Source organism: Collinsella sp. D33t1_170424_A12, from assembly GCF_015554865.1.
Classification (GTDB): domain Bacteria; phylum Actinomycetota; class Coriobacteriia; order Coriobacteriales; family Coriobacteriaceae; genus Collinsella.
In genome coordinates, this window is the sequence record NZ_JADNJJ010000160.1 from 23,762 (window position 1) to 46,429 (window position 22,668).

Annotated in this window: 16 protein-coding genes; 7 read left to right on the plus strand and 9 right to left on the minus strand. The window is 65.7% G+C overall.

Annotated elements, in window-relative coordinates; genetic code table 11:
- Positions 1 to 33: 33 nt before the first annotated feature.
- The 4 genes from I2E26_RS06975 to I2E26_RS06990 all read right to left on the minus strand — a co-directional run bounded on the left by I2E26_RS06975 (position 34) and on the right by I2E26_RS06990 (position 3,529).
- Positions 34 to 519 carry a hypothetical protein gene (locus I2E26_RS06975; protein WP_195420153.1) on the minus strand — a complete coding sequence of 162 codons (486 nt, stop codon included), beginning with the start codon at positions 517 to 519 and terminating at the stop codon, positions 34 to 36.
- Positions 520 to 655: 136 nt separating this feature from the next.
- Complete coding sequence (locus I2E26_RS06980) at positions 656 to 928, minus strand: metal-sensing transcriptional repressor (protein ID WP_195420154.1); 273 nt, start codon at positions 926 to 928, stop codon at positions 656 to 658.
- A 9-nt stretch (positions 929 to 937) separates the two neighbouring features.
- Positions 938 to 1,159 carry a heavy-metal-associated domain-containing protein gene (locus tag I2E26_RS06985; protein ID WP_195420155.1) on the minus strand — a complete coding sequence of 74 codons (222 nt, stop codon included), beginning with the start codon at positions 1,157 to 1,159 and terminating at the stop codon, positions 938 to 940.
- 60 nt (positions 1,160 to 1,219) lie between these two features.
- A complete protein-coding gene (locus I2E26_RS06990; RefSeq protein ID WP_195420156.1) occupies positions 1,220 to 3,529 on the minus strand; it encodes a cation-translocating P-type ATPase in 2,310 nt (769 codons plus the stop codon).
- 317 nt (positions 3,530 to 3,846) lie between these two features.
- Between I2E26_RS06990 and I2E26_RS06995 the strand changes: the two genes are divergently transcribed.
- Positions 3,847 to 5,877 carry a DEAD/DEAH box helicase gene (locus I2E26_RS06995; protein WP_195420157.1) on the plus strand — a complete coding sequence of 677 codons (2,031 nt, stop codon included), beginning with the start codon at positions 3,847 to 3,849 and terminating at the stop codon, positions 5,875 to 5,877.
- 141 nt (positions 5,878 to 6,018) lie between these two features.
- Complete coding sequence (locus I2E26_RS07000) at positions 6,019 to 7,101, plus strand: CPBP family intramembrane glutamic endopeptidase (RefSeq protein ID WP_195420158.1); 1,083 nt, start codon at positions 6,019 to 6,021, stop codon at positions 7,099 to 7,101.
- Between the two features lie 105 nt (positions 7,102 to 7,206).
- Here the strand turns inward: I2E26_RS07000 and I2E26_RS07005 are convergent, their stop codons facing one another.
- Positions 7,207 to 9,429, minus strand: coding sequence for a YgiQ family radical SAM protein (locus tag I2E26_RS07005; protein WP_229056480.1), 2,223 nt, complete (start codon positions 9,427 to 9,429; stop codon positions 7,207 to 7,209).
- 178 nt (positions 9,430 to 9,607) lie between these two features.
- The gene (locus I2E26_RS07010; protein WP_195420159.1) at positions 9,608 to 10,267 is read right to left on the minus strand and encodes an HAD family phosphatase; all 660 of its coding nucleotides are present in this window, start codon (positions 10,265 to 10,267) and stop codon (positions 9,608 to 9,610) included.
- A gap of 399 nt (positions 10,268 to 10,666) precedes the next feature.
- Here I2E26_RS07010 and I2E26_RS07015 point away from each other — a divergent pair, with 399 nt between their 5' ends.
- Positions 10,667 to 11,536, plus strand: a complete 870-nt coding sequence (locus I2E26_RS07015) for a hypothetical protein (protein ID WP_195420160.1) — start codon at positions 10,667 to 10,669, stop codon at positions 11,534 to 11,536.
- Positions 11,537 to 11,564: 28 nt separating this feature from the next.
- Here I2E26_RS07015 and mgtA read toward each other — a convergent pair whose 3' ends face one another.
- Complete coding sequence (gene mgtA / locus I2E26_RS07020; RefSeq protein WP_195420161.1) at positions 11,565 to 14,324, minus strand: magnesium-translocating P-type ATPase; 2,760 nt, start codon at positions 14,322 to 14,324, stop codon at positions 11,565 to 11,567.
- A 590-nt stretch (positions 14,325 to 14,914) separates the two neighbouring features.
- Between mgtA and I2E26_RS07025 the strand changes: the two genes are divergently transcribed.
- The gene (locus tag I2E26_RS07025; RefSeq protein ID WP_195420162.1) at positions 14,915 to 15,589 is read left to right on the plus strand and encodes a YoaK family protein; all 675 of its coding nucleotides are present in this window, start codon (positions 14,915 to 14,917) and stop codon (positions 15,587 to 15,589) included.
- Positions 15,590 to 15,695: 106 nt separating this feature from the next.
- The gene (gene fucO, locus I2E26_RS07030; RefSeq protein ID WP_147588731.1) at positions 15,696 to 16,856 is read left to right on the plus strand and encodes a lactaldehyde reductase; all 1,161 of its coding nucleotides are present in this window, start codon (positions 15,696 to 15,698) and stop codon (positions 16,854 to 16,856) included.
- Between the two features lie 131 nt (positions 16,857 to 16,987).
- Here the strand turns inward: fucO and mnmA are convergent, their stop codons facing one another.
- Positions 16,988 to 18,121 carry a tRNA 2-thiouridine(34) synthase MnmA gene (gene mnmA, locus I2E26_RS07035; RefSeq protein WP_195420163.1) on the minus strand — a complete coding sequence of 378 codons (1,134 nt, stop codon included), beginning with the start codon at positions 18,119 to 18,121 and terminating at the stop codon, positions 16,988 to 16,990.
- Between the two features lie 97 nt (positions 18,122 to 18,218).
- Positions 18,219 to 19,154 carry a cysteine synthase A gene (cysK, locus tag I2E26_RS07040; RefSeq protein ID WP_147588733.1) on the minus strand — a complete coding sequence of 312 codons (936 nt, stop codon included), beginning with the start codon at positions 19,152 to 19,154 and terminating at the stop codon, positions 18,219 to 18,221.
- A gap of 332 nt (positions 19,155 to 19,486) precedes the next feature.
- On the opposite strand from cysK, the gene I2E26_RS07045 reads away from it, so the two are divergent.
- Both I2E26_RS07045 and I2E26_RS07050 read left to right on the plus strand, forming a co-directional pair.
- Positions 19,487 to 19,915, plus strand: a complete 429-nt coding sequence (locus I2E26_RS07045; RefSeq protein WP_195420164.1) for an Rrf2 family transcriptional regulator — start codon at positions 19,487 to 19,489, stop codon at positions 19,913 to 19,915.
- Positions 19,916 to 20,312: 397 nt separating this feature from the next.
- On the plus strand, positions 20,313 to 22,668 hold a 2,356-nt coding region (locus tag I2E26_RS07050; protein WP_195420165.1), incomplete at its 3' end, for an Ig domain-containing protein.

Here is a 22,668-nt window from a genome sequence, read left to right on the forward strand (position 1 = left end):
GGCCGCTGGACGCATACGCATGCACGGAGATTATCAGGATTGTTTCTCTACCTTGGTGCCGCACTTGGGGCATGTGACGCGGATACGGCCCTTGCCGCGCGGGACGGAGAGGATGGAGCCGCAGCTCTTGCAGCGGAAGAACAGATTGTCGTTGCGCTCGCGCCACATACGCTGGGCGGTGCGCTTGGCGCGGTTGAATTCGACGCCTGCTTGCGGAGCGGCGGAGCTTGTGGAGCGGCTCGATGCCCCCGCGCCCTTGCCCTGCGAAAGGGGCGCCAGGAACGAGCCGACAGCGGGGACCTTGGCGACGAGGTCGAGGTACACGGCGTTCTCGCGCTTGCGCGCGGCGATGTTCTTGGAGAAGGCGCGGAGCAGCGCGATGATGACCACCGCCAGGGCGATCCATGTGAGAACGGACAGCTTGGAGAGCGATCCGATGAGGGCGAGCAGCATACTCAGGACGCCGAGGCCGATGGTGAGGTCGTCGACGCCGTAGCGATCTTTCATAAATTCTTGCATGAGTGGCTCCTTATACAGCGGCTAGCTTCACAGCTATACCCCATGCTACGACATATGGGCGCAAGGCGTCATCAAAAGTGCAAAACGACCATCCGCTTGGAGCGGGATGGTCGTTGTGACGATGATGCCGCCCGGGCTATTTGGCGAGCTTTTCGATGATGCGCTCGACTTCCTTGATCTTCCGGGAGCGTTCTTGCTCGGACCCCGAGGATACGGCCTCGGCGACGCAGTGCTCGATGTGCGCCTTGAGGACATCGGCGTTGATGCGGCCGATCAGCGATTGCGTTGCCATGAGCTGCGTTGATATATCGATGCAATAGCGATCGTCCTCGACCATTTTGATGATGCCGTCCATCTGGCCGCGCGCGGTTTTAAGCAGGCGCAGCGTGCGTTCGCGGTCTGCCATCATGGGCTGCCCCTATGCGACTTCGACGGAGACGATGCGGAAGGTGCTGCCCGCGGATGCGAACGCGCCGGCCAGCTCATCGGCGTGGAGCTCGCGCGCGGACTCGACGATGACGGTCTGGGTCTCATGATCGGCTTCGGCGTCGGTGACGCCGGGAAGCTTCAGCAGCTCGGTTTCGACGGCGGCGTCGCAGTGCCCGCACATGAGGCCCTCGGTAGCGATGCGGTATTCCATGATGGTTCCTTTCTTTCTACGACGGAGCCGGGTCCGTTGCCTTGTGGAGCGAAGGGCGCGCTAGGAGCGCGGCTTGAATCGGCGCAGGCGCAGGGCGTTTCCCACGACGCAGAGCGACGAGAGGCTCATGGCCGCCGCGCCGAACATGGGCGAGAGCTGCCAGCCGAGCCAGGGGAAGAAGACGCCGGCGGCCAGCGGGATGCCGAGGGAATTGTAGAACAGCGCCCAGAAAAGGTCCTGCTTGATGTTTTTGATGACGGCGCGGGACAATTCGACGGCGCGTGCGACGTCGACGAGGTCGCCGTGCATGAGGATGACGTCGGCGCCCTCTTTGGCGATATCGGCACCCGTTCCGATGGCGATGCCGACATCGGCCCGTGCGAGCGCGGGGGAGTCGTTGATTCCGTCGCCCACCATGGCGACGCGCCGCCCGGCGTTCTGCATCTCGCGCACGACGCGCTCCTTATCTTGGGGGAGCACGTCGGCGATAACGCTGGCGATGCCGACGCGGCGGGCTATAGCGTGCGCTGTGAGCTCGTTGTCGCCGGTGAGCATGAGTGCTTCGACCCCGAGGGCGTCGAGGGCGCGAACGGCCGCGGCGCTCGTGGGCTTGATTTCGTCGGCGACGGTGATCGTGCCCACGAGCTCCCCGTTTTTTGCAAAGAAGAGCGGCGATTCCCCCTCGCGGGCGAAGCTGTCGCGAGCTTGCTCGTCGACGGCGATTCCAAGGTCGGCCATGAGCCGGGCGTTGCCCGCCGCGATAGCGTTTGCGCCCTCGCGCGCCGTGACGCCCCGGCCCGGAACGGCTTGGAAGTCATCGACCGTGCGGGCGACGATGCCGCGCTCGTCGGCATAGGCCATGATGGCCTCGGCAAGAGGATGCTCGCTGCGTTTTTCCAGCGCTGCTGCGAGTTTGATCAGCCCCTTTTCGGTTATGGCGGCGGAGCCGTCCGGACGGCGCGCGGGGATGACGCGAACGACGACGGGCGCGCCCTGCGTGATGGTGCCGGTCTTGTCGAGAACGACGGCGTCGACGGACTGCAGGGCTTCGAGCGCTTCGGCCGTTTTGAACAGGATGCCCATCTCGGCGCCTTTACCGGTGCCCACCATGATGGCGACGGGCGTGGCAAGGCCCAGCGCGCATGGACAGCTGATGACGACGACGGCGACGGCCGCGGTGAGCGCCTCGTTGGCGTCGCCGGTTATGACGAGCCAGGCGACGAGCGTGACGAGGGCGATGACGAGTACGGCGGGAACGAAAACGCCGGCGACGCGGTCGGCGATGCGGGCGATGGGCGCCTTGGTGGCGTTGGCGTCCTCGACGAGTTTGATGATCTGCGCGAGTCCGGTGCCGTCGCCCACGCGCGTTGCACGGAAGGTGAACGATCCGTTCTTGTTGATGGTTGCGGCGTTTACCGGATCGCCGGGCCGTTTCTCCCGCGGGATCGGCTCGCCCGTGAGAGCGCTTTCGTCGACGGAGCTCGTTCCGTCCAGCACGATGCCGTCGACGGCGATGGCCTCGCCGGGGCGTACGAGCACGACGTCGCCGGGCTTCAGGTTGTCTGCCGGGATAGTGCGCGTGTCGCCGCTGGCGTCGACCACGGTAGCCGTCTTCGGTGCGAGGTCGATGAGCTTCTCGATCACGCCTCCCGTTTTTGACTTCGCCCTGGTTTCAAGGTATTTGCCCACGGTGACCAGGGTGAGGATCGTGCCGGCGCTCTCGAAATAGAGGTTGTCCATCGCGGTTTGCGCGGCGCCGTGCACATCGCCGCCGGCTAGCTGCTCGGCCATGAGGAGCAGGGCGTATACGGACCAGGCGATGCTCGCCCCCGATCCGATGGCGATGAGCGCGTCCATGGTGGGCGCGCGGTGGAGAAGGGATAGGAAGCCGTTTTTGAAGTACGCACGATTCGCGAAGACGATGGGGATGAGCAGCAACAGCTCCACAAGGGCGAGCGTCATGGCATGGTCGTGGTCGGCGAGAGGGGCGGGCAGCGGCCATCCGAGCATATGCCCCATGCCGATATAGAAAAGCGGGATGAGGAACACGAGGGAGACGACGAGGCGGGTGCGCATAGCGCGCGCGGTCTCCTCGAGCTTCTTCGTGGGGGATGCGGTCCGGGTGGACGCCGTGCGCCCTTGGGTTCCCGGGACCGGCTCGCGTGGTGTGGAGCCGTATCCGGCATGATCGACCGCGGAGCAGATACGCTGCGCGTCGACGAGCGAATCGTCGAAGTCGACGGTCATGGAGCCGGCGAGCAGGTTGACGGAGACGTCTGCCACGCCGTCGAGGCGGGCGACTGCTTTTTCCACGTGCGCCTGGCATGCGGCGCAGGTCATGCCGGTGACGTCGAAGGTTTCACGTGCCATCACGGCCTCCTTTCTATTGTTTACCGATGCTTACTATAGCAGACCACACCCCTAGGGGGTGTGTAGGAATGACTGCAGGCCGGCAAACGTGGGAATTGGGTGCGTATTGCGAGGCGCGCGCCGGACATGCCGTTCGCCACCATATACTAGCCGTTGGCGGAATCTGCTCCCTTGCCCCGCGCTCTGGCGCGGCTGGCAAATCTGCCCGTGCGCGGTTCGTCCTTACCGCTTGCACGTCGTTTTGATATCACGCTTACCTGCGGCTGCGCATGTGAGCCCCCAGTATGGGCGCGCCGCCGCCAGAATGGAACAATTGCATGACTGCACAGAATGAAGAGGTCCTGCAGGACACCGAGAACCTGCAGGTCGAAAACGCTGTCGATGAGACGCCCGCGAGCTTCGAGGGGCTCGGCCTCTCCGACGAGGTTCTCGCTGCCATCGAGGATCTTGGCTATGAATCCGCTACCCCCATCCAGGCGGGCGCCATCCCCCAGGTGCTCGCTGGTCGCGACCTGCTCGCCGCCGCCCAGACCGGCACCGGCAAGACGGCCGCCTTCCTGCTGCCGACGATGAGCACCCTGCCGCGCGTGAAGCGCGCCCGCGGTCGCGCGATGTCCGTGGGCTGCGGTCCGCGCATGCTGATCGTCACGCCGACGCGCGAGCTGGCGCAGCAGATCGATTCCGTATGCAAGAAGATCGCCTACCATACGCGCCATACGGCCGTGACCGTGGTGGGCGGCGTGTCGTATAACCCGCAGAAGAGCGCCCTCAGGCGCGGCTGCGATATCCTCGTGGCAACGCCCGGCCGCCTGGTCGACCTCATCGAGCAGGGCGCTTGCATGCTCGACGAGGTGCAGGTCCTCGTCCTCGACGAGGCCGATCGCATGCTCGACATGGGCTTTTTGCCCGCGGTGCGCCAGATCGTCGGTCAGACGCGCGCTGACCGCCAGACCCTGCTGTTTTCGGCGACGCTCGACGAGAAGGAAGTCGGTGCCATCACCTCGCTGGTAAACGATCCCGCCCGCGTCGAGATCGCTCCGGCCACCTCCACGGCCGAGACCGTCGACCAGTTCCTGCTGCCCGTTTCCGGCGACGCTAAGAACGGCGTGCTCACCGAGATCCTCAAGCGCGAGGGGACCGAGCGCGTCATCGTGTTCACGCGTACGAAGCGCCGCGCCGACACCTGCTGCCGCCGTTTGGAGCGCGCGGGTATTTCCTGCGCCGCGATTCATGGCGACCGCAGCCAGGCCCAGCGCGAGCGCGCGTTGAAGGCGTTCCGCCAGGGTCGTTGCGACGTGCTGGTGGCAACCGACGTTCTGGCGCGCGGTATCGACGTCACCGACGTGCGCTACGTGGTGAACTTCGACGTACCCGAGGAGCCCGTGGACTATATCCACCGCATCGGCCGCACGGGCCGCGCCGGCGAGATGGGCTGGGCGCTCACGATCGTGACTTCGCAGGATATCGATGAGTTCTTCGACATCGAGGCGCTGATGGGCAAAACCGCCGACCTGTACGACGCCGAGGGCCTCGATGTGGGCGTGGGCGCCCCCGTGGTCGATCCTGATCGCATCCCCGCCTCCAAGCCCGCGGGCAAGAAGGCCAAGAAGCGTCGTCGCGCCAAGGCCGAGGCGCGCTCCGAGCGCTCGGGCAACAGGGGCGGCCGCGGTCGCTCGGCCGATGGCGAGCGCACGGGTCGCAGCGGCGGCGCGGGCGAGCGTTCCCGCGCCGAGCGCGGTGGCCGTGCCGAGCGCGCCGCCGTAGCGGGTTCTGACGATAAGCGCTTCGAGCGTCCCGAGGGTCCGCGCGACGAGGCTGCGGCCGAGGCTCCCAAGCCCTCGCGCCGCAAGCGTGCGGGCAAGACGCGCGTTCGCGCAGAAGAGGCGACGACGGCGGAGCGCGCCGAACGGCCGCGCAAGGAGGGCCGTCCGTCCGGTCGCGGCGGTCGCTCCAAGGGCGCCACGAGCGGTCCCGCGCTGCGCGCCCGGGCAGCCGGGGTGTATTTCGGCGAGGCCGAACAGGACGGCGGCCGTGCTCGCGATGAGCACCGTCGTTCCGGCAACGACCGGTCCCGCTCCGAGCGCGGTCAGCGCTCGCGCGGCGGATCTCGCGGTAAGCGCGACGCCGGCGGATATCGCTCCGATCGTCCGAATCGCACGCGCAACGGCGAGGAAGTGCTGGCGTCTCCGCGCGATAAACGCGATACGTGGCGCAATTACGACGAGCCGAGCGAGCGGCGTGGTCGCGGCGGCGCCCGCGGCGGGCGCGCCGGCGGTCGCGACAACCGCGGCAGCTATGCCCCGCGTGGCGGCAGCCGCCGCCCGGGGGACCGCGGCGGACGTCGATAGGCTATAGACCGTACGGCCGGATAGGGCGCGCCCTATCCGGCCGTTTGCGTCTTCGGGTGCGACGTCGGCTGCCATTTCGTGTCAACCTATCGCGCCTTGGGGTATTCTCATCGCAGCGAATCATACGGGGAAAGGGGCATTATGGATTTCGAGTGCCGGGACGGTCGCCACGCGCCCATGCCCTCCGAGTCGGATGGCGGGTCCGTCCACGAGGGTACGGCGCCTGCCTCGCGCGCCCGCGCCTTCATCGCCTGGACGCTTGCCGTAGTCGGCACGACGGCGGCCGTGTTGGGCGCTATGGGCGTCGTCAGCGTCCTGGCCGCGATGCTCGCCACGTGTGTGATGGACGGCGCCGTCTCCGTTTCGGCGGATACGCTCGATCCGTTCGCCATGGATATCGGCGTGCTCGTCGCCCAGCTTTCGGTCATTGCGATCACGCTGCCGTGGTGGCGCCAGGTGCTCGCGCGTTCGCTCGTAAGCGCTCGTTGCCGCTCCTTGCCGCGGAGGTCGACTGCCGATGTGCTTCGCACCTGGGTTTCGCTGCTGCTTTTGGGGCTCGGCCTCCAGGTGGTCATCAGTTTGCTGCTCACCCTTGTATCGCTGATCGCGCCGGTGCTCATCGAGGATTACAACGAGCTGATGGAGGATGCCGGCATCGGCGTGTTGAGTCCGCTTAACGTCTTGACTACGGTTATCCTAGCCCCCGTGTCCGAGGAGATCGTATGTCGCGGCATCCTGCTTGAGTACGGTTTGCGGGCGGCGAGCCCCGTATGGCGCTCGCGCGTCGGCGCGCGCGACACCTCCGTGGGCGCGGTCGCGTTCCTAGCTGGCAATGCGCTGCAGGCTGCGGCGTTCGGCTTCATGCATCTCAACATCGTTCAAGGTGCATATGCGTTCGCGCTTGGCTTGATCTTGGGTTGGGTGTATTGGAAGACGGGTAAGCTGCGCTACGCCGTCGGCCTGCATCTGGCGGTGAACGCGTCATCGTTCCTGATCGACCCGCTGTTCGAGCTGAGCGCGTGGCTGCCCGAGTTGGTGGGGACGACGTGGTTCCTGGTGATCGGCATGGGTTCCCTGGTCGGCGGTGCGTTGCTGTTCGCGCGCGTCTGGTGCTCCGGCGCCCCTGCCGCCCCCGCGTCTCCCGTCGCTTCGCTCGACGGCGCATCGACCGGTGAGCAGCCGGCCCCTGTCGCTTGCAACGAGGACGTGCTCGGCCCAGAGTGATGCCAGGGGAGCGGGTCCGCCTGCCGCGCGCCTACCCCTTGCTTGCGAATGATTTCGGCCCGGCCGCCTTCCGTCCGATCGTGACGAAGGACGGCGGGGCCGTTTTTAATGCCGGTTGGCGCCCTGGCGGCCCTGTGCGGCGCGGTTGCGCGCGTGCGGGTTGGTGCCCGCCGCGCCCTTGCCCGTGCGCCCGTAGGCGCCGCCCTTGCCGGCTGCGTTGCCGCCCGCATGCCCGTATCCGCCGCGTTTGCCGCCGTCGCGCTTCTTGCCCGTGCCGCCCTTGGATCCGGAGCCCGCCGGTGGGACGGGGCGGATCAGGCACTTGGGTCCGTAGCCGATGAGGTCCTCGCGCCCGGCGCGCAGCAGCGCCTCGCGCACGAGCTTGTAGTTCTCGGGCTTGCGGTACTGGATGAGCGCGCGCTGCATGGCCTTCTCGTGCGGGTCGCGCGGGATATAGACGTTCTCCATGGTGCGCGGGTCCACGCCGGTGTAGAACATGCAGGTGGACATCGTCGACGGCGTGGGGTAGAAGTCCTGCACCTGCTCGGGCATGTAGCCCATGTCGCGCACGGCGCAGGCCAGCTCGACGGCCTCCTTCATGGTGGAGCCCGGATGGCTCGAGATGAGGTAGGGGACCACGTACTGCTTGAGGCCGTACTCGGCCGAGAGGCGCTCGAAGCGCTCGACGAAAGCGTCGTAGACCTCGCGGCGCGGCTTGCCCATCACGGAGAGGACGGCGTCGCTGACGTGCTCGGGTGCCAGGCGCAGCTGGCCGCTCACGTGGTGCTGCAGGAGCTCCACCAGGAATTTGTCGCTCGCGTCGGCCATGGTGTAGTCGAAGCGGATGCCGCTTCGTACGAAGACCTTCTTGATGCCGGGGATCTGCCGCAGGTCGCGCAGGAGCTCGGCGTACTCGTCCTCGTTCGTGTCCATGTTGCGGCAGACGCTCGGCCACAGGCAGCGGCGGTTCTTGCACACGCCGTGGGTGAGCTGCTTCTTGCAGGTGGGCTTGAAGAAGTTGGCGGTGGGGCCGCCCACGTCGTTGATGTAGCCCTTGAACTCGGGGTCGCGCGCGAGCGCTTCGGCCTCGCGGATGATGCTCTCGCGGCTGCGGACCTGCAGCATGCGGCCCTGGTGGAAGGCGAGCGCGCAGAAGGAGCACTCGCCGAAGCAGCCGCGGTTGCTGGAGATGGAGAAGCGGATCTCGTCGAACGCGGGGATGCCGCCGGCCGCGTCGTAGTCGGGGTGCCAGTGGCGCGCGTAGGGCAGCTCGGCCACCTCGTCCATCTCGGCGGTGGTGAGGGGCGCCGACGGTGGGTTCTGCACCACGTAGACGCCGTTGGGGTACGGCTCGACCAGGCGCCCGCCGGTGATGGGGTCCATGTTCTGCTGCTGGATGTTGAAGCTGTGCGCGTAGGCGAGGCGGTCCGCCTCGAGCTCGTCCCAGGAGGGGAGCAGCTCGTAGTCGTAGACCTCGTCGAGCGCGCCCGCGCCGCTCGTGCGGTAGGCGGTGCCGTCCACGTAGGTGATCTGGCTCGCGGGCAGGCCGCCGGCCAGCGCGTCGGCTATCTCGACGATCGCGTGCTCGCCCATGCCGTAGATCAGCAGGTCGGCGCCGGAGTCGAGCAGCACGGAGCGCTTGAGCTTGTCCTGCCAGTAGTCGTAGTGGGCCAGCCGCCGCAGGCTCGCCTCGATGCCTCCGATGATGATGGGCTTGTCCTTGTACGTGCGGCGGATGAGGTTGCCGTAGACCGTGACGGCGCGGTTGGGGCGCGCGCCCGCACGTCCACCGGGGGTGTAGGCGTCCTCGTGGCGCGGCTTCTTGTTGACGGTGTAGTGGTTGACCATCGAGTCCATGTTGCCCGCGGAGACGAGGAAGCCCAGGCGCGGCTCGCCCAGCGCGGAGATGCTCGCGAGGTCGGTCCAGTCGGGCTGGCAGATGATTCCGACGCGATATCCCGCGTGCTCGAGCACGCGCGAGATGATGGCCATGCCGAAGCTCGGGTGGTCGACGTAGGCGTCGCCGCAGACGTAGACGAAGTCGCAGGCGTCCCAGCCGCGCGCGTCCATGTCCGCGCGGGAGACGGGCAGGAAGGAATCGCGGGCGGGGCGGCCCTTGGGATGCACAGCGCGGCTGGCTGCGGGCTGCTTTTGCTGCGGTCCGCGCACGCCACGACCGTTGGCGTTCGCGGCCCGTCCCTGCGGGGCCGGGCCGTCGGGGCGTGCGCCGCCCGCGTGTCCGCGTGCGGTGTCGGCCTTAGGGCCCGCGGTTCGCTTGGGGCTCTTTTTGGGAGCGGAGGACGCGTGCTTATGGGAATGCTTGGACATGCTGCTCGCTTTCGTAGGAGTCGATCGCGTCCAAGCATACGCTATGCACGGGTCCCGCCATCGCTGCGGGGCCCAGGTCGATTCATAAACCGCAATTGCGGATCCCTCGGCTTGGCTCCGGTTTCTCCATGCGGCCATGTGGGCCGTGTGGCCCATCCAGCCTGTGCGGCCCGTTCGGCTAGCGGCGGGAGGCGCTCAGCCGCTGAAGTGCGGGCGGCAGCTCGTGGAGGGTGGGAAGCACTTCGGTGCAGAGGGCGCGGATCTCGGGCGTGGGCTCGTTGTAATCGGGCACCATGAGCACGCGCATGCCCGCCGCGGCTCCCGCGCGCACGCCGTTGAAGGAGTCCTCCACGGCGATGCAGCGTGCGGGATCGACGTGGAGGCGGTCGGCGGCGACGAGGTAGACATCGGGGGCCGGTTTGTGGTGCTGGATATCCTCGTCGAATACGGCGACGTCGAAGAGGCCCATGAGGTCGAAGCGCTCCATGCTGGCGACGGCGCGATCGCGCACGCTCGAGGTGGCGAGGGCGACGGCCGCGCCGGTTGCGCGCGCGGCGGCGACGGCTTCGGCGGCGCCGGGTTTGAGCTCGAGTTCGTCTTCCCAAGTGGCCTCGAAGATCTCGTGGCGACGGTCGAAGAGGCGGACCGTGAAGTCCGGATCGCCGAACTCCTCGTCGATCATTTTCATGGCGTTGGGAATGCTGCAGCCTACGAAGGCGTGCAGGATGTGTTCGGGAATGACGATATCGAAGTCGCGTGCCGCGGCGCGCCACGCCGCCTGGCTCACCTGCTCGGTATCCACGAGCGTGCCGTCCATATCGAAGATGACTGCCTGCATGCGATCGCTCCTTATATCGTGTTTTCACTGCATGGTAGCAGCTCGGGCCCGATCGCGTGGTCTCTCCGAGGGCGCGGGGCGCAATCTTGCCGACTTTTCCCATCGAATTTGAAAAACTCAGAGTAGCCAAGCAATCAGTAAGAAGAGAATGCCAGCTCATGGAATAGGAGCGAGCTTGTCATGCGGGGTAGTTTCGGGAGTTGATGGGAAAAGTCGGCAGGATTGCACATTGCTGCGGCGATGCCCCTCTACTCTCGTTCCCCCGCGCCGTCGCCGACCTCTGCGCCGCGCGCTATTCGATGGGTGATTTCGATAGCGGCTATAAGCATGCGCCATGATGGGCTCCAGGTCTCGCCGACGTGCGAGCCTAACGGAAATCAAACGCCAATCTCCAACGTGGTGGCGCCGCGTTTCTGGAGCTCCGATCTTCCCGCCGGCGCCATCGTCGACACGCCCTTCGATTTTGCCGTGACGTCTCCCGTCCTCACTCTTTTGATGGTTTCCCCTTATGTATCCATCGTGCACCTCGCGCTTCTCATCTATGAGTTCGTGGGGACGTTTACCGTCTTCGCGCCGAGTCCCGAACTTGAAGAAATCTACCAGGAGGCGATAGGCGGCATAAGAAGAATCTCGTTGGATGATTGGCACCGAGTCGCTTGCGATGTCATTGCCAAGGAGCGCGGCATCGCTGCCGACCGGAGCGGGAGTGCCGCCGGGAGCGATCTCTGGAGCCGTCCGGCGCTCCTTACCCTCGATGAGCTCGATGCGTTCATCGAGTCGAACGCGGGGATGCATGGAATCAAGAACCTTGCTCTTGCCAGGAGGTATGTTACCGGCGTGACAGCCAGTCCGTTCGAGGCGCGCGCATCGGTCCTGCTGGCTTCTTCGCGGGCCCTTGGCGGGGCGGGTTTTACGGGCGTGCGGAACAACGTGAGAATCGACCTCGATGCAGACGCGCGGAAGATCTGCGGCTCCTCATATGTAAAGGGCGACTTGGTATGGTCGGCGAGGGCTGGAAGGCCGCTTACGATCTTGGAGTGCCAAGGCGCGCTGGTTCATGGTGGATGGGGTGCGGCGGCAGCGGACGATGATCGGGCGCTCGCGCTGGAGAACATGGGGGCCAAGGTGGTGCGCGTCACATATCGGCAGATTTCCGAGGAGCGTAGATGCGAGATCTTGATTTCGCACCTTGCGGAGATCCTTGGGGTCCGCCGCCGAACCATCGGCCTCGGCTCGAGCGCGCGCCGGTCCGCGGCGGCCCATGGCTAGACCGCGGCGGGCCGGCGCGCGTGGATCGCTACAGCAGGCTGCCGTAACGGCGGACGTAGATCGCCTTGACGGCGCCGCACAGCAGCAGATAGAGCGCCATGCAGGCGAGCAGCAGGCCGAAGAAGGGCAGCGGCAGCGGCTGCAGACCGAGTGCTGCGTTGAGGCCCGGGACGTAGGGCAGGGCCGTGACCAGCGCAACGCCGCCCACGGTGAGCGCGGTAAGGGAGGCCGCCGGCTTGCTGCCGATAAAGGGTACGTGCTCGGTGCGCAGCATGTGCAGCACGAATGTCTGGGTCCACATGGACTCGACGAACCAGCCACTCTGGAAGACGGCGGCGAACAGGGCGATCTGCGCCGGGCTGGCCAGCTCGGCGAAGGGCGCCCCGACCACGAGGGGGCAGATGAAGAAGAACATCGCCGCGTAGGTGAGGATGTCGAAGACCGAGCTGGTGGGACCGAGCCACAGCATGAACGATACGATGGACTTGGCGTCCCAGGTCTTGGGCTCGCGCAGGAACTCGTCGTCGACGTTGTCCCAGGGAATCGCCGTGCAGCTGATGGTGTACGCCACGCCCAGCAGCAGGAGCTGCAGGGCGGTCATGGGCAGGAAGGGGAGGAACGCGCTGGCGACCAGCACCGAGAACACGTTGCCGAAGTTCGAGCTCGCGGTGGTCTTGATGTACTTGATGGTGTTGCCGTAGGTGCGGCGGCCCTCCATGATGCCGCGGCCGAGCACGAGCAGGTCCTTCTTGAGCAAGATGATGTCGGCGCTCTCCTTGGCGATGTCGACGGCGGTGTCGACCGAGATGCCGCAGTCGCTGGCGCGCATGGCGGCCGCGTCGTTGATACCGTCGCCCATGAAGCCAACGGTGTGCCCACCGCGCTCGCGCAGCACGCTCACCACGCGCTGCTTCTGCAGCGGAGAGAGCTTGGCGAAGAGCTGCGTGCGCTCGGCGCGCTCGGCGAGCTCGGCGTCGTCCAGTGCGTCGACCTCGTTGCCGAGCAGCATGTTGGAGGGGTCGATACCCACCTTGTGGCAGACCGCCGCGGCGACGCCCTCGTTATCGCCGGTGAGGACCTTCACGTTGACGCCGTATTCGGCCAGCGTCGCCACGGCGGCAGCGGCGCTCTCCTTGGGCGGATCGAGGAACGCCAGGTATCCGATGAGGACCATGTTGGATTCATCGGCAGTCGAGAAGGCGCCCGCCGGGCGCGGGTCGGTCTTTTGAGCCACCGCTATGACGCGCATGCCCTCGTCGTTGAAGCCGTGCACGCGTTCGATGACAAGCCGGCGCAGCTCGTCGGTGAGCGGCTGCACGCGGCCGTCGTACTCCACGCCGGTGCAGACCCCGAGGACCTCCTCGACCGCACCCTTGGTGATGAGCTGCGTTTTGCCCGCGGCATCGGCCACGACGACGCTCATGAGGCGGCGCTCGAAGTCAAAGGGGATCTCGTCGACCTTGGTGTAGCGGCTGTCGATGCCGGCGTATGCGGCTTCGACGGCGGCGAGCTCGTCCATCTTCTCGATCACCGCGACGTCGATGAGGTTCTTCAGGCCGGTCTGGTAATAGCTGTTGAGGTAGGCGTGGCGCAGGACGCGGTCGTCATCGCGGCCCATCACGTCCATGTGGCGCTCGAGGATGACCTTGTCTTGGGTGAGCGTGCCGGTCTTGTCCGTGCACAGCACATCCATGGCGCCCAGGTTCTGGATGGCGTTGATGTTCTTCACGATGACGTCGTGGCGCGACATGGTGGTGGCCCCGCGCGCAAGGCACGTGGTCACGATCACGGGCAGCATCTGCGGGGTGATTCCCACGGCGATGGAGATCGAGAACAGAAGCGCATCCAGCCAGTCGCCCTTGGTGAGGCCGTTCACAACGAACACGATGGGGCACATGATGAGCATGAACGCTACCAGGACGCGCGAGACGGCTGCGACGCCCACGTCGAAGCTGGTGCGCGCGGGCTTGGTGTCGAGCGCGCGGGCGACGCGACCGAGATAGGTGTGGCCGCCGGTGCAGAGCACGAGCGCGGTGGCGGAGCCGCTCTGCACGGTCGTTCCCGAGAAGGCGATGTTGGTGCAGTCGTCGATGGCGAGCGCGGTACCGCGGCCGTGGTAGGGGACCTCGACGGCGTCGGCCGTCTTCTCGACCGGCTCGCTCTCGCCGGTGAGGGCGGCCTGCGTGATGAAGAGGTCCTTCGCGGCGATGATGCGCACGTCGGCGGGGACCATGTCGCCGGCGGAGAGGCGCACGATGTCGCCCGGGACGACGTCCTCCATGGGGATCTCGGTGCCCGCCGGGCCGTCGCCCTCGCGTACCACGCAGCAGGTGGTGGTGACCATGTCTTTCAGCGCGCTGGCGGCGCTGACGCTCTTGGCTTCCTGCGTGAAGCGCAGCACGCCGGAGATGATCACCATGATGCCGATGATGATGGCGGTGGAGGGGTCGGCCTCGCCGGCGGGTGCGAGGATGACGTTGGTGTAGAGCGAGATGCCTGCGAGGACGGCGAGGATGAGGGTGAAGGGGCTCACGAAGGATTCGGCGAGGCGCTTCAGCGCGCTGTCATGCTGCTCCTCCTCGACGATGTTCTTGCCGTAGGCGCCGGTGAGCTCGGCGGCGAGCGTGGGATCGAGGCCGTGCTCGCCGGTCCCGAACTGGGAGAAGAGCTCGCGGGGCTCGTGCGTCGCGGCGAACACGACGAGGCGGTCGAGCTCGCTGGTCTGGATGGTCTGCTTCTGGTTGCGCAGCTGGTGGAGCTGGTGGATCGTGCGCGTCAGCTTGGACATATCGCACCTCCTGTCGATGGGGCCTTCCGGATCGGGGGCCGTGTTGCCAAGGGAGGGTTGGAGTATGCCGCCGGCAGCCATGGTGCATGGGTCCGGCATGCTCGAACGAGGCCCGTGGGGCCGTTCGCGCGTGCCGAAGCTATGCGATGAGGGCGCGCCGAAGGGGCGTGCGCTCGGTATGGCGTGCTTGATGCGCCGTGCTATGGATCGATGTGCTGGGTTGGGCGCGCTCGTCGAGCGCGGGGTGCCGTGCCGTTAGAGCGGCAGGCCGTTGGCCCGATGTGCCCGCCCGGCGCGCAATCGATAGCGCGTCGCATTGCGGCTACTATGACTGGGAACGCTATCCATGGTGCACCTCCTTGCGGGCGGGGCTCGTGGCCGTTTAATTTAACCGACACGAATTATAGGTTTGGCGAGGGCGCCGTCAACGTCTACAAAACTCTTTCATGAATGTAAGGGAATTGTCGGGTGCCCGGGACGCTTTGTCATTAAATATGGCGCATGGATGTTGCGGGCGCTCGCGCCCGTGCCGTACCCTGGGGAGGCTGGCTTGTTTGATGAGCCGGCAGAGTGGCGAGGGAAGGGGTCGCGTGCAGCGGGCGAAGCAGGTTTCGGAGTCTATCGAGCTGGGGATCATCCTGGCGCTGGTGGGCGGCTTCATGGATGTGTATTCCTATATGGGCCGCGGCGGCGTGTTCGCCAATGCGCAGACGGGCAACATCTTGTTGACGGGCGTCCATCTTTCCCAGGGGGAATTCGGCTTGGCTGCAAGCTTCCTGCTGCCCGTCCTCTCCTTTGCCGTCGGTATCATGGTGAGCGACCTGGTGCACGTACGTTTCGCGAGCGCGATCCACTGGCGACAGGTGACCGTCGTCGCCGAGGCGCTTATCTTGCTGGGCGTGGGGTTTATCGATGCACGGTACAACCTGGCGGCGAACTGCCTGACTTCCCTGGCATGCGGCATGCAGGTCGAGAGTTTCCGCAAGATCCACGGGCGCGGCGTGGCGACCACGATGTGCATCGGCAACCTGCGCAGCGCGCTGCAGAACGTGGATGATTACATCATCACCCACAAGCGCGGGTTCCTGGTGAACGGCCTGCTGTATTTCGGTGTGATCGTGTGCTTCGTGGCCGGTGCGATCTTGGGCAACTGGTGCTTGGAACGATTCGGCCTACAGGCTATCTCGCTGTGCTCGCTACTGCTGTTCGTGGCGTTCGTCTTGATGTTTTCCGATCGCGAAGCGAGAGGGGCCGATGCGCTGTAGCCCCGCATCGGCGCGGCGCGTTTGCGGGTATCATGGTGCTAGCGCGGACCGTGCCGCCGACGCTGCCGGCGGGCGTGCTCCGTGATTCCGTGCAAGGAGGCACATCATGGCAAACCGTATCGTTCTCAACACCATCTCCTATCATGGCGCAGGCGCCATCAAGGAGATCCCCGGCGAGCTCCAGCGCCGCGGTTACAAGAAGGTCTTCGTCTGCACCGATCCCGACCTGGTGAAGTTTGGTGTCGCCACCAAGGTGACCGACCTTCTGGATGAGGCCGGCATCGCCTACAGCGTCTACTCCGATATCAAGCCCAACCCCACCATCCAGAACGTCGTCGATGGCGTCGAGGCCTTTAAGGCCGCCGAGGCGGACTCCATCGTGACCATCGGCGGCGGCTCCGCCATGGACACCGCCAAGGCCATCGGCGTGATCATCACCAATCCCGAGTTCGCCGACGTGCGCAGCCTCGAGGGCGTCGCCCCCACCAAGAACCACGCCGTGTTCACCATCGCCGTGCCCACCACCGCCGGCACCGCGGCCGAGGTCACCATCAACTACGTCATCACCGACGTCGAGAAGGTCCGCAAGTTCGTCTGCGTCGACACCAACGACGCCCCCGAGGTCGCCGTCGTCGACCCCGAGATGATGGCCACCATGCCCGCCGGCCTCACCGCCAGCACCGGCATGGACGCGCTCACCCACGCCATCGAGGGCTACACCACCCAGGGCGCCTGGGAGATGTCCGACATGTTCCACCTCAAGGCGATCGAGCTCATCTCCAAGAACCTCCGCGACGCCGTCGCCGAGGCCAAGAGCGGCGTTCCCGGCTCCGGCCGTGAGGGCATGGCGCTCGCCCAGTACATCGCCGGCATGGGCTTCTCCAACGTCGGCTTGGGCGTCGACCACTCCATGGCCCACACGCTCTCCGCGCACTTCGACACCCCGCACGGCGTCGCCTGCGCCATGCTGCTGCCCATCGCGATGGAGTTCAACAAGCCCGTCGTGACCGAGCGCCTGGCCAAGGTCGCCGAGGCCATGGGCGTCGACACCACCGGCATGAGCACCGACGAGGCCGCCGACGCCGCCATCGCCGCCGTCAAGCAGCTCTCCGTCGACGTCAACATCCCCACCGTCTGCGAGGCCATCACCGAGGAGGAGCTCGACACGCTCACCCGCGACGCCATGGCCGACGCCTGCTTCCCGGGCAACCCCCGCGAGGCTTCCTACGACGACGTCATGGGCATGTTCCGCCAGATCATGGCGTAGCTCGCTGAATCTCGATAAAGCGCATTCGGGCCTCGGAGTCGCGACTCCGAGGCCCTTTTACATCTGGTGCCCGATAGGGGTGCGCCTGGTTTTGAAAGACGGGATTCGAACAGCCAGACGGGGCCGCGTCGCTAGGCGAGGGCGCGTACGGCTGTTCCACCGCCCAAGACGATGTCGCCCCGATACGCAACGACCGCCTGGCCCGGCGCGATGGCGCGCTGCGCCGCTTCGAAGAGCAGGACCATCTCATCGTCGTGCCGGCCCCGCATGAGGCGGGCTTCCTGGTCTGGTTGACGATAGCGGACCTTCGCGCAGACCGCGATGCCCGTGTCGCCGGCGGCGTCGAGGGCTGCCTGCGCTTCGCGGGCCGGCACGCTCCAGGTCCAGTCGCATGCCACGAGCCCGCTGGCGTCGAGGTCCTCGCTCTCGCCAAGTACGACGGTGTTGGAGGCGGCGTCGATGCTCGTGACGAACACGGGGTGCGCCATGGCCACGCCGAGTCCCTTGCGCTGGCCGATCGTGTAGCGAATCGCGCCGTGATGGGTGCCGAGGACATCTCCGGCGGCATTGACGATGGGGCCATCCGGCAGCTCGCGACCGCGTCGGCGTTCGATGAAGCGGGCGAAGTCGTTATCGGGTACGAAGCAGATGCCTTGGCTGTCGCCCTTTTTTGCGATGGCGAAGCCCTGTTCCTCAGCGATGCGGCGCACGTCGGTCTCTTTGATGAGCCCTCCAAGCGGGAAGAGCGTACGCGCGAGCTTGTCAGGTGTGAGCGTGTAGAGGAAATAGCTCTGGTCCTTGGTGGCGTCGGCCGCTTTGGCGAGGAGCGCGCTGCCGTCGTCGTCGCGCTCGATGCGCGCGTAGTGGCCCGTGGCGACGTAGTCGCAACCCAGTTCATCGGCGATCTCGAAGAGCCGCCCGAACTTGAGGCTGCGATTGCACAGCACGCAGGGATTCGGGGTGAGCCCCGTCTCGTAGGCGCTCACGAATCGCTCGATCACGTCGCGGTCGAATTGCTCGCGGCAGTCGATGACGCGGTGCTCGATGCCGAGCTGCGCGGCGAGCGCTGCGGCGTCGCGGATATCGCGCTCGTTATCGCAGGCGCGTTCGGAATCGCGACCGGCCGTCGCGCCGTCGTAGAGGCGCATGGTGGCGCCGATGCACTCGTAGCCCTGCTTGAGCAGCAGGTGCGCGGTGACGCTCGAGTCGACGCCGCCGCTCATGGCGACGAGGACGCGGGAGCGAGGTGCGCTGGCAGCGGACATGGGGTTCTCCTTGACGTGGTTGGAGTACGGGCACGAGGGATCGCGCGCCGGGACGTGAAGTTATTAGTGTATCGCGGCGCGCACCGCGCGAGGTCCGTTATGAGAAGAGCGGTGTGGAGAGGTAGCGCTCGCCGGTATCGGGGAGCAGGGCCACGATCGTCTTGCCGGCGTTTTCCGGGCGACGTGCCAGTTCGAGCGCCGCCCATGTTGCCGCACCGGACGAGATTCCAACCAGCACGCCCTCCTCGCTGCCCAGGCGCCTGCCCGTGGCGAATGCATCGGCGGCTTCGACAACGAGCACCTCGTCGTAGATCCGCGTGTCGAGGACCTCGGGCACGAAGCCCGCGCCGATTCCCTGGATCTTATGAGGGCCCGCCTGGCCTTGCGTGAGAACGGGGGAGTCGGCCGGCTCCACTCCCACCACGCGGATAGCGGGGTTTTGCTGTTTGAGATAGGTGCCGACGCCGGTGATGGTTCCGCCGGTCCCGATACCCGCGACGAAGATGTCTACGGCGCCGTCGGTGTCGCGCCAGATTTCGGGGCCGGTGCCGGCGACGTGCGCGGCGGGGTTGGCGGGGTTCTCGAACTGGCCGGCGACGATGCTCCCGGGTATCTGGCGTGCGAGCTCTTGGGCCTTGGCGATGGCCCCCTTCATGCCGAGCGCGCCGTCGGTGAGCACGAGCTCGGCGCCGTAGGCGCGCATGAGCTGGCGTCGCTCCATGCTCATGGTTTCGGGCATGGTGATGACGAGGCGGTAGCCGCGCGCGGCCGCAACGCTGGCAAGGCCGACGCCGGTGTTGCCCGACGTGGGTTCGATGATGGTGTAGCCGGCGTGGGGGGCGATGTCTCCGCGTTCCTCGGCGGCGTCGATCATGGCTCGCGCGACGCGGTCCTTGACCGAGCCGGCGGGGTTGAAGTACTCGAGTTTCACCAGGACGCGCGCCTGGAGGTTCTCGGCCGCCTCGATATGCGTGAGCTCGAGGAGCGGGGTGTTGCCGATAAGCTGGTCGATGCTGGTGTAGACCTGTGGCATGGCGACTCCTTTTGATGCAACCCATAATATTGATGGGAAAATGCTGGATAAATTGGAACTAGTTAACCATGAATATTCGGCTCGTCAAGAGTATATGCACGTGTAAAGCGATTTGTTTCAAATTTGCAACCAGGATTCGATGGGCGGCTCACAGGCGCAACGAGCGGGCAATCGCACACCCCCTTGCGTTACCGCACGTCAGCAGCATGTTTTCCATCACCGTCCGTCGTTGAAAACCGTCCAGTCGTGCCTTTGATTGCGTTCGGATATTCGCCATTTGATACACGTCTGTTACCATAAATCCACCATTCACGTCGGGAGGAGGTGGTTACATGTTGGTATCCACGAAGGGTCGGTACGCCCTGCGCGTCATGGTTGATCTGGCCGAGCACCAGGGGGACGGGAGAATTCCCTTGAAGCAGATCGCCGATCGTCAGGACGTATCCGAGAAGTACCTGGAGAACATCTTGTCCACGTTGGTGCGCAACAAGGTGCTCACGGGCATGCGCGGCAAGGGCGGTGGCTATCGTCTCACCAAGGACCCGTCCGAGTTCACGGTGGGGCAGATCCTGCGTCTGACCGAGGGCACGTTGGCTCCGGTTGCCTGCTTGAACGGGACGTGCGGCGCCTGTCCCCGCACCGATGAATGTCCTACGGTAGGGATGTGGACGCAGCTCGATACGCTCATCTCGTCGTATCTCGATGGAGTGACCATCGAGGATCTACGTTGCGCCCCGCGTGGGCTGGATTACGCGATCTAGGGAAGGTTCGCGCGTTTTTGCGAGGTTCGGGGGTGCCCGGTATGTCTGGCACCCCCGTTTTTACGGCACGTTGCCGCGGCCGTGCGATGCGGGGCGATATGCGGGCGCGGCTCGTCCGGGCCCTCGCCGTCGTGGTCTGCTGGTGCGCGGGCGTTCTTCCGGAATCGTCGTCTCGACGGCCGGTCGATAGGCCATGCCTGCCGCGCCGTGTGATTGTCTAGGAGAAATGAACGCCGTTCGCTTGCGGGCCGACACCGCTCGTGCGGGGTTGCGCCGCGTTGTTTGAGGCAGGGCGGGCTCCGTACTATAACTTGTTGTATCTGCAGCGTTTTTGAGGCTGCGGTTTTGACAAGGCAGGCCGTGGCGCGCGCCCGGCCGAAAGAGGACGGGGGATCGCATGAGAACAGTTGCCAACTCTCGATGGTGGAAGGGAGCGTTGCTGGTAGTCGCCGTGCTCCTGTGCTGCACCGTCGCATATGCGCCGTTGCGCGCGTGGGCTGAGGCGCGGGCGGCGGGCGTCGACGTGATCATCGACGATACCGATCCCCGTTGGAGCTACTCAGGAGGCGGCGCCAACAACGGCGGATGGACCGGTGGCGGGTCGGGAGATGCCGCGAGCACCGAGCATTGGTCCAATAGCGTGGGCGCTACGGTCGACATCTCCTTCGAGGGAGACGGTCTCGAGCTGTACGGCATCAAGGCGCCGAACCATCGCTTCATCAAGGTGGCCGTCGACGAAGGCGATCCCGTGGAAGCGGACTGCTATGCTGCGTCCCGTGAGTCCGATCAGCTCTTGGTTGCGTTGAACGGGCTCGGCAAAGGGGCACACGTCGCCCATATCGAGGTACTCGAGAAGACCAACCCCGCTGCCGTGGACGCGCTGGGCGTGTCGCTGCAATACGCGATCGCCAAGAACGTCGAGCTGGACCCCGATCGCGATATCACGTCCCGCGTCGAGGTGGGCGCGCGCACCGATGGGGAAGAGCTGTTCCACTGGCGCTTCGATGGCGATTGGACGTATGGCAATACGCATCCCGAGCTCTTCTCGGCGGGCGATGAGATGTATTCCCATGGCAAGGATGCCAAGGCGACGCTGTATTTCGAGGGCACCCAGGTTATCGTGGGCGGCAGCCTGAATCGCGCGCACAGCACCTATCAGTTTGCGATCGACGGCAAGGTCGCGGGCACCTTCAACGCGGGTACCGCGAGCGGAAAGCACCAGCAGGTGCTCTTTACGTCCGACAAGCTCGAGAACAGGGTACATGAGCTCGTGATCACCAACGTGGGCGAGACCGATACCATCCAGCTCGACTTCTCCGACGTCGTCCATAAGCCCATCAAGGTGAGCGGCATGACGCTCGATACCGATGACTTCGCCCTCGAGGCCGGCAAGCAGCGCGAGCTCTCCTATACGCTCCTGCCCGCGCTGGCCGATCCCGTCCCGGTTGCATGGAGCTCCAGCAACGAGGATGTGGCCACGGTCGAGGACGGCGTCGTGACGGCCAAGGAGGTCGCTCGGAAGGCGACGGCTACCATCACGGCGTCCGTCGTGGGCAGCGATGTGAGCGCTTCCGTCGAGGTGACGGTCTATCCGAAGGTCCGCGATTTCAACGCCTTCGTCGGCGACGAGAAGCTGCTCGATCTGCCGGCCAGCGCATATGAGGATGCGATGACCACCTTCGCCGATGAATGGAGCGACGTCGCCTGGCTCGGCGATGCGCGCGCTTCCAAGATCGGCGTTGCCACCCGCGACCACCGGGTGGATGGCGTGACCATCGAGGTGGGGGACTTCACCACCGCGAACGGCGACGTCATCGATGCCTCCAACGTCGAGGTGCGGTGGCTGCGCGAGGTGATCGCCGACGCCAATCGCGGCATGTCCGGACGCAAGGTAAGCTATCCCGATGTCATCTGCTATCCCAATACCGGTATCGACATCCCGGCCGAGACGCTTCGCTTCGCATGGGTGACCCTCAACGTTCCCGTTGACGCCGCGCCCGGCGTATACACGGGTGTCCTGACGGTCAAGGCGGGCGACGTCGAGTATCCGTTGAGCTACACGCTCGAGGTCATCGGCATCGAGCAGCCCGCGCCGCAAGAGGTCGGCTATAGCGTGCAGCTGTGGCAGCACCCCTTCTCCGCTACGGGTTACTACTTCGGCAAGAGCACCATCTGGGGCGGCCAGGGCGGTAGCGGCCTGTGGGGCGCTACCGTGGGCACGGATGCGCCCATCGACAAGTTCCTGGATGACGATTTCCGTCAATACTACAAGGGGACCCTTGAGGACTATGCCGCCATGGGAGGCGACGACCTGGTCGCCAACATCGTGGATGAGGCATGGGGCCATCAGTGCTACTACTCCGACAAGGGTATGGTCCAGTGGACCAAGACCGCCGATGGCTGGGATTACGACTACACGCTCTTCGATAGGTGGGTCGAGTTCGGTATCGAGTGCGGCGTGATCGACCCCGCCTCCGGCCGCGGCAAGATCAAGTGCTACTCCATGATTCCGTGGAACAACCGCGTGACCTACACGGATGCCGCAACGGGCGAGCTCGTGAAGGTGGACCTCACGCCGCTCTCGAAGCAGTGGCAGGAGATCTGGACGCCGTTCCTGGAGGATTTCATCGCGCACCTCGAGGAGAAGGGCTGGTTCGACATCACCTGCATCGCCTTCGATGAGCGCCCTGCTATCGATGGTGTCTGCAAGTTCATCAAGGAGCACAAGAACGCCGCGGGCGCGGCCTTGAAGA

What these genes read in the sequence shown, in the direction of transcription:
- I2E26_RS06980 (WP_195420154.1), bottom strand. Translation starts at nt 928, where the DNA reads ATGATGGCAGACCGCGAACGCACGCTGCGCCTGCTTAAAACCGCGCGC.
- I2E26_RS07045 (WP_195420164.1), top strand. Translation starts at nt 19,487, where the DNA reads ATGTTGGTATCCACGAAGGGTCGGTACGCCCTGCGCGTCATGGTTGAT.
- I2E26_RS07005 (WP_229056480.1), bottom strand. Translation starts at nt 9,429, where the DNA reads ATGTCCAAGCATTCCCATAAGCACGCGTCCTCCGCTCCCAAAAAGAGC.
- I2E26_RS07000 (WP_195420158.1), top strand. Translation starts at nt 6,019, where the DNA reads ATGGATTTCGAGTGCCGGGACGGTCGCCACGCGCCCATGCCCTCCGAG.
- I2E26_RS07010 (WP_195420159.1), bottom strand. Translation starts at nt 10,267, where the DNA reads ATGCAGGCAGTCATCTTCGATATGGACGGCACGCTCGTGGATACCGAG.
- I2E26_RS06985 (WP_195420155.1), bottom strand. Translation starts at nt 1,159, where the DNA reads ATGGAATACCGCATCGCTACCGAGGGCCTCATGTGCGGGCACTGCGAC.
- I2E26_RS06975 (WP_195420153.1), bottom strand. Translation starts at nt 519, where the DNA reads ATGCAAGAATTTATGAAAGATCGCTACGGCGTCGACGACCTCACCATC.
- I2E26_RS06990 (WP_195420156.1), bottom strand. Translation starts at nt 3,529, where the DNA reads ATGGCACGTGAAACCTTCGACGTCACCGGCATGACCTGCGCCGCATGC.
- mgtA (WP_195420161.1), bottom strand. Translation starts at nt 14,324, where the DNA reads ATGTCCAAGCTGACGCGCACGATCCACCAGCTCCACCAGCTGCGCAAC.
- mnmA (WP_195420163.1), bottom strand. Translation starts at nt 18,121, where the DNA reads ATGTCCGCTGCCAGCGCACCTCGCTCCCGCGTCCTCGTCGCCATGAGC.
- I2E26_RS06995 (WP_195420157.1), top strand. Translation starts at nt 3,847, where the DNA reads ATGACTGCACAGAATGAAGAGGTCCTGCAGGACACCGAGAACCTGCAG.
- cysK (WP_147588733.1), bottom strand. Translation starts at nt 19,154, where the DNA reads ATGCCACAGGTCTACACCAGCATCGACCAGCTTATCGGCAACACCCCG.
- fucO (WP_147588731.1), top strand. Translation starts at nt 15,696, where the DNA reads ATGGCAAACCGTATCGTTCTCAACACCATCTCCTATCATGGCGCAGGC.